We start from the raw sequence: 7,911 nt of genomic DNA, 5'->3' as shown, positions 1-7,911 counted from the left end.
CTCAACGGTCACGTGGAGCGGATGCAGCGGACCTTCAGGGACGAGTTCTACACCCGGCCCTTACCCTCGCAGATCCCCGAGCTCCAAAAGAAGCTTGACGCTTACCTCGACCACTACAACCGTGAGCGACCCCACCGGGCCCTAAACGGCCTCGCGCCCCTGGAGTTCCTGGCTATGATGCAAGAGGAGTCGGCCCCCCAGTCTCACATGTGTTGACCGATTACACTTTTTTTATTTCTGCTCTATGATGGGCAACAAGGTGGGCATTAAGATGAACGAAGCCTTGGCGGTAGTCCGTTTCAAAGCCCTGAGCGATCCGGCCAGATTGCGAATCGTTCGCATTTTGGCCGAACCTCCCGACGACCAGATGCTCTCTGACCTGCGTTGTAGCCTGGCCTATGGGGTCTGTTTTTGTCACCTGGAAGAACGGCTGGGTCTGGCCAAGCCCACCATCAGCCACCACCTCAAAGTCTTGCGAGAAGCGGGGTTAATCGAGGTTGTGCGGGTGGGCAAATGGTCACACTACCGCCTCTTGCCGGCGGGCCTCGAGGGTCTGATTCAGGATTTGGGCGAGCTTAGGAAAAAGCAAAAGTTGATCCAATTCGAGCGGGCCCTGTGAAGCTGCACTCCACCCTAACCTGTCCCTCCTGCGGCCATGCCGAGACCCTAACCATGCCCACCGAAGCCTGCCAGCGCTTCCACCAGTGTGCCCATTGCGGAGCCTGGTTGCGCCCAAAGCCGGGCGACTGCTGTGTGTTCTGCAGTTACGGCGACACGCCATGCCCACCTATACAACAAGAGCAGGCTAGCATTCGCCAGACTCGGGGGTCGGCCTAAACCACCTCTTGCAGGATCTCGACCAACAGCTTGCGACACTCCAATATGTGGTTCCGCGCTTCGGGGCTCTCGAGCTGGCCCATGGCCTGGTCAATTTCTCCTAGGCAGAGCTGGGCCATGCGGATCAGGCCAGCATCAAAGGGTTGGCCGCTGGCGTAGCTGCTTAGCACCATCTCGGTGAGGGAGTCGGGGTTGTGGTGTAGGGCGATTTCGCTAGGTAGGGGTTGGGCTAGAAAATCCTTGACTCGCAACCTTAGGCTTCGCATGTACCGGATTATAGACCCTGGCGTTTTAGGGGGCGGAGGGGCTTTGGGGGAGAATGTTTTTCTGCTCGAGCTCGCGCAGCCAGCGCTGAATCTTGGCGGCGATCTGGTCGCGTACCCGGCGAAAGACCTCGAGTCTTTCCTCCTCGGAGCCTTGGGCGCTGCTGGGGTCTTCAAAGGGCCAGTACAGCCGGTAGGTACTGAAAGGAAAAAGCGGGCATTCCTGCTCGGCCCGGTCGCATACGGTGATCAGGTAGGTGAAGTTGAACTTGCCACCCCAGTATCCCATCAGGCTTTTGGCGTACTGCCCCTCTATATCTAGGCCCCGCTCGGCCAGCACTTGGCGGGCGTAGGGGTGGATTTCGCTAGGGTGCAGCCCAGCGCTATGCACCTGGAAATGCTCCGCCGCATAGTGGCGCAGCAAAGCCTCGGCCATCTGGCTGCGGGCTGAGTTGTGGGTGCATAAAAACAGCCCCGAAAGCTTGCGCTTCATGCTTTGCCCTCAGGGGGTTGCATCGGCCAGGCTTGCTTGAGCGCGCAGCGCTTCCTGAGTGGGCAGGTGCCCTTGTCGCAGCTCGCCCACTAGATAGGCGCTCATTCGTCCTAGCGCATCGCGCACCCGGCGCCACTCCTCCAGGCCTTTGCCCGAGGGGTCGGGGAACGGGATGTGTCGCCGCTGGGTCTGGGCCGGGTAGGCCGGGCACTGCTCGGCTGCAGCATCGCAGACGGTAAGCACCAGGTCGAAGTTCCAGGGGTCGGGAAGCTCTAGCAGGGTTTTGGAGGTGTGGCGGCTCAGGTCGATGCCCACTTCTTGCATGACCTGGATAGCCTCTGGCTTTACATAGGTCTTTTCGGTGCCTGCCGACCAGATTTCGCAAGGAAGGCCCAGGCCCTGGGCGTGGTGGCGTAGCCAACCTTCGGCCATCTGGCTGCGGGCCGAGTTGTGGGTGCAAAGAACCAGGATACGCACCGGTAAAAAGTATCCCTTCAAGGTCAGAGGAGTGTCAGCGAGGGCGGGCTTGGGCAATGGCCAGGGCCGCCATACTGGCCAGGCCCACCAGTACCCAGAGTACCCCCGAGTAGCCCCCCAGAAGCTGGTGCAGGACTCCCGTGGCGAAAGGGGCCAGGGTCTGGGCTATCGCGATGAAGGAGGTCATGGAGCCATTGATGCTGCCGTAGTGCTGTGTGCCGTAGGTTTGGGCGATCAGGGTGGGTTTGGATAGGGAAATTGAGCCGTTGGCCAGACCGAAACACAGCACAAAAGCCCACAGTCCCAGGCCCTTGGGTAGGGCCAGCAAACCCAGCAGGCCCAGAGGGTAGAAGCCAACAAAAAGCGCGCTCAGGTAAAACAGCGAGACCTTCTGGCTGAAAGGGGTATAGACCAGACGGCCCAGAAGCTGTACTACCCCAACCCCGCCGGCTGCAGCCGCGACCAGCATAGGGGGATGGCCTTGTTCATTTAGCAGGGGCACCAGATGGGCGGTGAGGGCGATGCTGGTAGCCCGAGCCAGGGCAAACCCCAACGTCAGCCACCAGAAGGTGGGTTGGCGCAGGGCTGCCTTAGGGCTGAGGTTGGTTTTGGGGGAAGAGGGGGGGTGGATGGTCCGGGCCTCACCGTCGGGTACCTGGCCCACGTTCTCGGGCCGGCGGCGCAGCACCAGGGCGTGGGGGGGAAAGGTGCTTAGAACGAAGAGCAGGGCCAGGGTTTCCAAAGCAGCCCGCCAGCCCACGGCCTGAACCAGCCAGGTGCACAAGGGGACAAAGATGGTGCTGGCCAGCCCGGCCACCAGGGTGACCACCAGCATGGCCTGGGCACGGTAGCGGTGAAACCAGATGGCCAGCACAGCAAAGGCCATCTCGTAGAGCACCATAGCCATGACCAGGCCTAGGCCAGCCCAGATCAAGTAGAAGGCCTCGAGGTCCTCGACCCGAGCCCAGCCCCAGATCAGCAGCCCCCCCAGGAGGGAACCCGCACTCATGAGGCCCCGTGCCCCATGCTGGTCGAACCACCGCCCTACCGGGATAGCCGCCAGCCCCGAGACCAGCAGAGCCAATGAAAAAGCGGCGGAGGTTTGCGCCCGGCTCCAGCCCAGTTCGGCCTCCATAGGCTGCACGAAGACCCCAAAGGCGTAGTGCAGCACCCCGTACCCCACGGTCTGGGTCAGGGCCAAGGCCCAAGCGATGCGCCAACCGTGGAAGCCAGGTTTAATCAGGGTTGGGGTAGGGGGCATGGGCTGCCCTAGAGCGGGAGGGTCATGGCCACCGCGGTTTTTGGGCAGGCGCCTTGCAGTTCTGCCGAGGCCCACAGGCTTTGGGGCAGTTCACTGCGTTCGACTGGGGTAAAGCCGAAGCGGGTGAAAAAGCCTTGAGCGGTTGTGGTGAGCAAAGAAAGGGAGGTGAGTTTTTTGTGCTGGGCCAGCTCGAGGATGCCCTGGGTGAGCTTGGTTCCGATGCCGTGGCCCTGGTAGCCCGGTGCAACCACCACCGAACGTAGAAGCCCGCTGTCTTGGTGGATTTCCAGCCCAGCGCAGCCCACCACCTGTTCGCTGTCGAGGGCTAGGATGAAATTCAGTATGTGGGCCTCGAGGCCCTGGGTAGGCAGGTGGGCTGCTTCCAGCAGGGCCCGCACCTGGGGCAACTCAGCAGAAGTGGCGGTACAGAAGGCAATCACGCTTCCCCGTCCTTGAAAAGGCTTTCGAAGGCGCTATGGCTACCTGATCTGCGTTTGAGCCGGAAGAGGTCGTTTTTGCACTCGAGCAGCCCCTCGGCTAAAAGGCCCTCGAGGGTGCGCCGAAGCTCGTCTTTGGATAAGGTTTCTCCCTCCTCGTCCAACCAGCGCACAATGTCTTTTTCGCTGGCAAAGCGCAGCACCTCAACCGCCTTGAGAACCCAGCTGCGGGTGTCCATACCTGAATATACCGCACCGCGGGCCGATGGGTTTTATGAGAGGGCTTCGGGGTAGGCAATGGCTGCTCCAAAGCCGGCCTCGAGCTCGATTTCCACCGGGCCTAGAGCCAGGTTGGAGAGGGTGCGGGTACTGCCTAGCGGCACATCGAAGTGCTCCAGCGGCCAGCGAACCCCCCGCAGGCTCAGGCCCATCAGGCCGCCCAAGGGCAAGAGGCTTAGTTTGCTCTGGGGGGGTAGCTCCAAGCGGGTCTGGCCAGGAAGTAGGGGGTAGGCCTCCTCCAAACCGGAGCTAAGCAGGGTAGGTATTCCTTGCTGGGCCAGCCGCAAAGCCAGCAGTAGATGGGCTAGGCTCTGGTCGGTCTGGCCCCCCAAAGCCCCTACCAGAATCAGCCGGCGAGCCCCGCGGGCTAGCGCGGCTTCCACCGCCAGCTCGCCGTCGGTGGCGTCTTTATCGGTGGGGTGGGCCTCCCGGGGGATGTGGGCCAGGGCCTTTTGCAAATCGGGTGGGGTCGAATCGAAGTCCCCCACCCACAACTCGGCCTCGAGGCCCAGCACGGCAGCATGTACCATGCCCCCGTCTGCTGCAATCACCCGGCTGCCGGCCACCTGGGCTTGTAGCCGGTGGGTAGGTACCACCGGGCCCCCCAGCAGGATGGCAAAAGAGGCCATATCAGCTTTATGCTCGGGCTTTCTTGGCGCTGCCACGGTGAGGTGCCTCACAAGGGTTGGGGGCTTTCCTCCGGTTCTAGGGCCACCACCCGCTGCCAGTCCAGATGCAGCGGGGCCGATTGGCCTGGGTAAAGGTCTGGGTCGGGGCCCTCCCAGTGGAGCCTAAGCCCCTGCCAATCCAGCTCCAGGGCGACCGTGGGGCCCATGAAAACCCGTTCGACCACCCTTGCGCTCGTGCCTTCGCCCAGCCGGATGGCCTCTATGGGCAGCAGATGGGGCTGAGGAGGCAGGCCCAGGGCTTGGCTCTGCTCGGGGTTGAGCAGGTTGCGGTGGCCCAGGAAGTTGGCCACCCAGGGGGTTTTAGGCCGCCGGTACAGGGCCTCCGCACCGCCCTGTTGCACAACCCGCCCGGCCCGCAGAATGACTACCTGCTGGGCTAGTACGAAGGCCTCGGACTGGTCGTGAGTAACCACGATGGTGGGCACAGGGGTCTGGCGCAGCAAGGCCCGCAACTCAAAGAGCAGCTCCTGTCGCAGCTTTAGGTCTAGTGCCCCCAGGGGCTCGTCCAGCAGCAAAGCCCGGGGGTTAGGGGCCAGGGCCCGGGCCAGGGCCACCCGCTGCCGCTCGCCGCCGGAGAGCTGGTGGGGGCGCTTTTGGGCGTGGGGGGTCAGATGGGTTAGTTCCAGCAGCTCGGTCACCCGCCGCTTGATGGCGGTTGGGCCCCAGCGGGCCTCGCGCAGGCCGAAGGCGATATTTTCCCAGACCGAAAGGTGGGGAAACAGGGCGTAGTCTTGAAAAACAAAGCCTATCTGCCGGGCCTCGGGGGGCAGGGGGGTAAGGTTTTGCTCCTCGAGCCAGACCGCGCCGGCCTCGGGCGCTTCCAGCCCGGCGGCCAGGCGCAGCAAGGTGCTTTTGCCGCTGCCGGAGGGGCCCAGTAGGGCCAGGGTTTGCCGTGGGCCGACCTCGAGGGAGACCGAAAGGCTAAAACCGGGGTAGCTTTTGCTAAGACCAACCAGGCGCAGCACGCCCTTAGCCTACTCCAGTGGTAGCCACACGCTAAACTTGGCTCCTTTTCCCTCCGCCGACTCAACCCAGATTCGCCCTTGGTGGGCCTCCACGATGGCTTTGCTGATATAGAGGCCCAGACCGGTACCCACAATGCCCCGAGTCGTGGCGCTTTGGGTGCGGCTGTAGCGCTGAAAAAGCTGACCCTGCTCGTGGCGAGGAATCCCGGGGCCGGTGTCTTCGACCTCGAGCAGAATTCCTCCATGAGGGCGGGCCCGCAGCCAGATATAACCCCCTTTGGGGCAGAACTTGAAGGCGTTGGACAGCAGGTTGGCTACCACCTGGGCCATACGCTCGGGGTCAGCCTCGAGGGTGGGCAGGGGTTCGATTTCCTGCACGAAGTGAACCTGGCCCAACTGGGCTACTCCAGCGAAACTACGGGCAGTTTGGGCCAGAATGGGCCCCAGGTCAACCGGCTGTTTGTGGATGCTGAAGTGGCCGGCTTCCAGGCGGGAGGTGTCGAGGAGGTTGTTAACCAGGTCCTTTAGACGCAGGCTGCTGTAGTGGATGCTTTCCAAAAATTCCCTGAGCTGGGCTGGGTTGTATTCGTTCTCGAGCAGTAGCTCACTGAAACCCAGGATAGAGGTCAGGGGGGTTTTAAGTTCGTGTGAAACTGCAGCAATGAACTCCGATTTTAAGCGCTCGGTCTCACGTTCTGCGGTTACATCGCGGAACAGAATCAGGGCAAGTTCCCCTTCCATAGGTACCACTCGGGCCTCGAAGTGCTGCCCTTCCAGGCTTATGTCCACCACCTGTTGCTCATCTTCTAATCGCAGGGCTTTTTGTAGCTGATCCACCACTGCCGGGGGAAAAAGCTCTTCCAAGGTGGTGCCCAGAAAGCGATCCATCGGTAGGTGGTGGGAGCCCTTGCCGGCTTTGTACTCACGGATGTGGCCCTGGGTATCCACCAGCATCAGGTCGTCGGGAAGAGCTTCCAGGATGGAGCGGATACGGAGGCCGCCTTGGTACTCCTTGAGCTCTTCCTGCATAAAGGCATAATACCGAGCCAACTTGAAACAATTGCGAAAGCCCCTATAGACAGACAATCGTATGATGAAGCGGATGCTGATCGAGGCCCAAGCCATCGCCAAACATTACGGACGGGACTGGGTGTTGCGCAGGTTGGATTTTCGATTGGAAGCTCGCGAGGTGGTGGCCCTGGTCGGCCCCAACGGGGTAGGCAAAACCACCCTGCTGCGGCTTCTGGCCGGACTAATACGCCCCACCCAGGGTACCCTTCGCCTCGAGGGCCGGGTGGGGTTTCTGGCCAACCCCCCTGCGTTTCACCGCCACTTCACCGGTTTTGAGAACCTGCTTTTCGCCCTGCGCTTGGAGGGGCGGCGGGTTGAGCGGCCCGAGATAGCTACGGCCTTGGCGCAGGTGGGGTTGCCTTTGGATAAACCGGTGCTGGGCTACAGCAGCGGGATGAAAAAGCGCCTGGCCCTAGCCCGTTTGCGCCTGCAGAACCCCGATATCTGGCTTTTGGATGAGCCGGAAGCCGCGCTGGACGCCGCGGGTCGGGTCTTGTTGGAAGACTTGGTGGCCTATGCCCGGACCAAAGGGGGGGTGGTGATTGCCACCCACGACCGGGCCTGGCTGGAGCGGGTGGACCGGGTGGTGGAGCTAAGACCAGCGTAATCAGGGGCGCAACAAAGCGAAAAATCGGGGGGTGGCCCCGACGTTTTAAAGTACATTTTCCTAATAAAACCTGGTGCCAAGGGGCGGAATCGAACCGCCGACACTGCGATTTTCAGGTGACTTCGGGCTCAAACAATGCCACACACTGACCCACAAAAGCGCTGTGCTGAAGCCAACTCCCCACACTTCTACGCACAATAGAACACTTCCGGTTTTGGGTCAATTTTTGGGTCAATTTGGGTCAGGATTTGGGTCAGGATGTGTGTCAGTAGGGGGCATATATTGTATGTACATTTTTTTTGGCACAACATGTGGTATGATGTCTGTATGAGGAGCGGCAGGGCGTTTCATCACTGGTGCAGTGTGCAGGATGCACGTTGTTCGGTACGTGCCGCCCGTGTGGATTTGATCATTTCAAGGCACATCCTGGGGAGGCGGTTAGCTCTACCGCGTTTCACGCCTGCGGAATTCATCAAAATTCCCCTCCTCTGGCGCTGGCGTTTGCTGAGGAGTCTGATTTTTGTGTGGCTGA

Annotated in this window: 12 protein-coding genes and 1 pseudogene; 4 read left to right on the top strand and 9 right to left on the bottom strand. The window is 61.4% G+C overall.

Translation table 11 applies throughout. From position 1 onward, the window contains the following. From G552_RS15520 to G552_RS16975, 3 genes and pseudogenes are all read left to right on the top strand, one after another. Positions 1–248, top strand: a pseudogene (locus tag G552_RS15520) (integrase core domain-containing protein); the annotation flags it as partial. A gap of 23 nt (positions 249–271) precedes the next feature. After that, complete coding sequence (locus G552_RS15515; RefSeq protein ID WP_027883382.1) at positions 272–619, top strand: ArsR/SmtB family transcription factor; 348 nt, start codon at positions 272–274, stop codon at positions 617–619. Beyond that, a complete protein-coding gene (locus G552_RS16975; RefSeq protein WP_084640445.1) occupies positions 616–837 on the top strand; it encodes a GDCCVxC domain-containing (seleno)protein in 222 nt (73 codons plus the stop codon). Before G552_RS15515 ends, G552_RS16975 begins: the two co-directional genes overlap by 4 nt. Here the strand turns inward: G552_RS16975 and G552_RS0112810 are convergent. The 9 genes from G552_RS0112810 to G552_RS0112770 are packed head-to-tail and all read right to left on the bottom strand — an operon-like array spanning position 834 to position 6,730. Then, positions 834–1,103 carry a hypothetical protein gene (locus tag G552_RS0112810; protein WP_027883381.1) on the bottom strand — a complete coding sequence of 90 codons (270 nt, stop codon included), beginning with the start codon at positions 1,101–1,103 and terminating at the stop codon, positions 834–836. The genes G552_RS16975 and G552_RS0112810 overlap by 4 nt on opposite strands. Positions 1,104–1,128: 25 nt before the next feature. Continuing rightward, positions 1,129–1,593: an arsenate reductase ArsC gene (locus tag G552_RS0112805; RefSeq protein WP_027883380.1), complete on the bottom strand. Its 465-nt coding sequence runs from the start codon at positions 1,591–1,593 to the stop codon at positions 1,129–1,131. A 9-nt stretch (positions 1,594–1,602) separates the two neighbouring features. Further along, entirely contained in the window at positions 1,603–2,070 is a 468-nt protein-coding gene (locus G552_RS0112800; RefSeq protein ID WP_027883379.1) for an arsenate reductase ArsC, read from the bottom strand. A gap of 34 nt (positions 2,071–2,104) precedes the next feature. Continuing rightward, positions 2,105–3,331, bottom strand: coding sequence for an MFS transporter (locus G552_RS0112795; protein ID WP_027883378.1), 1,227 nt, complete (start codon positions 3,329–3,331; stop codon positions 2,105–2,107). Between the two features lie 8 nt (positions 3,332–3,339). Continuing rightward, the gene (gene arsN2 / locus G552_RS0112790; RefSeq protein ID WP_027883377.1) at positions 3,340–3,771 is read right to left on the bottom strand and encodes an arsenic resistance N-acetyltransferase ArsN2; all 432 of its coding nucleotides are present in this window, start codon (positions 3,769–3,771) and stop codon (positions 3,340–3,342) included. Next, complete coding sequence (locus G552_RS0112785) at positions 3,768–4,007, bottom strand: hypothetical protein (RefSeq protein ID WP_027883376.1); 240 nt, start codon at positions 4,005–4,007, stop codon at positions 3,768–3,770. Before G552_RS0112785 ends, arsN2 begins: the two co-directional genes overlap by 4 nt. A gap of 33 nt (positions 4,008–4,040) precedes the next feature. Beyond that, the gene (locus tag G552_RS0112780) at positions 4,041–4,676 is read right to left on the bottom strand and encodes a thiamine diphosphokinase (protein ID WP_027883375.1); all 636 of its coding nucleotides are present in this window, start codon (positions 4,674–4,676) and stop codon (positions 4,041–4,043) included. 47 nt (positions 4,677–4,723) lie between these two features. Then, positions 4,724–5,701: an ABC transporter ATP-binding protein gene (locus G552_RS0112775; RefSeq protein ID WP_027883374.1), complete on the bottom strand. Its 978-nt coding sequence runs from the start codon at positions 5,699–5,701 to the stop codon at positions 4,724–4,726. Positions 5,702–5,710: 9 nt separating this feature from the next. After that, a complete protein-coding gene (locus G552_RS0112770; RefSeq protein ID WP_027883373.1) occupies positions 5,711–6,730 on the bottom strand; it encodes a sensor histidine kinase in 1,020 nt (339 codons plus the stop codon). 73 nt (positions 6,731–6,803) lie between these two features. Between G552_RS0112770 and G552_RS0112765 the strand changes: the two genes are divergently transcribed. After that, the gene (locus G552_RS0112765) at positions 6,804–7,379 is read left to right on the top strand and encodes an ABC transporter ATP-binding protein (RefSeq protein ID WP_027883372.1); all 576 of its coding nucleotides are present in this window, start codon (positions 6,804–6,806) and stop codon (positions 7,377–7,379) included. Positions 7,380–7,911 lie beyond the last annotated feature (532 nt).

The sequence above is a fragment of the Meiothermus rufus DSM 22234 genome (genome assembly GCF_000423425.1).
GTDB lineage: Bacteria > Deinococcota > Deinococci > Deinococcales > Thermaceae > Meiothermus > Meiothermus rufus.
The sequence above is the reverse complement of the archived record's forward strand: the minus strand, read 5'-3'. Positions and strand labels throughout refer to the sequence as shown.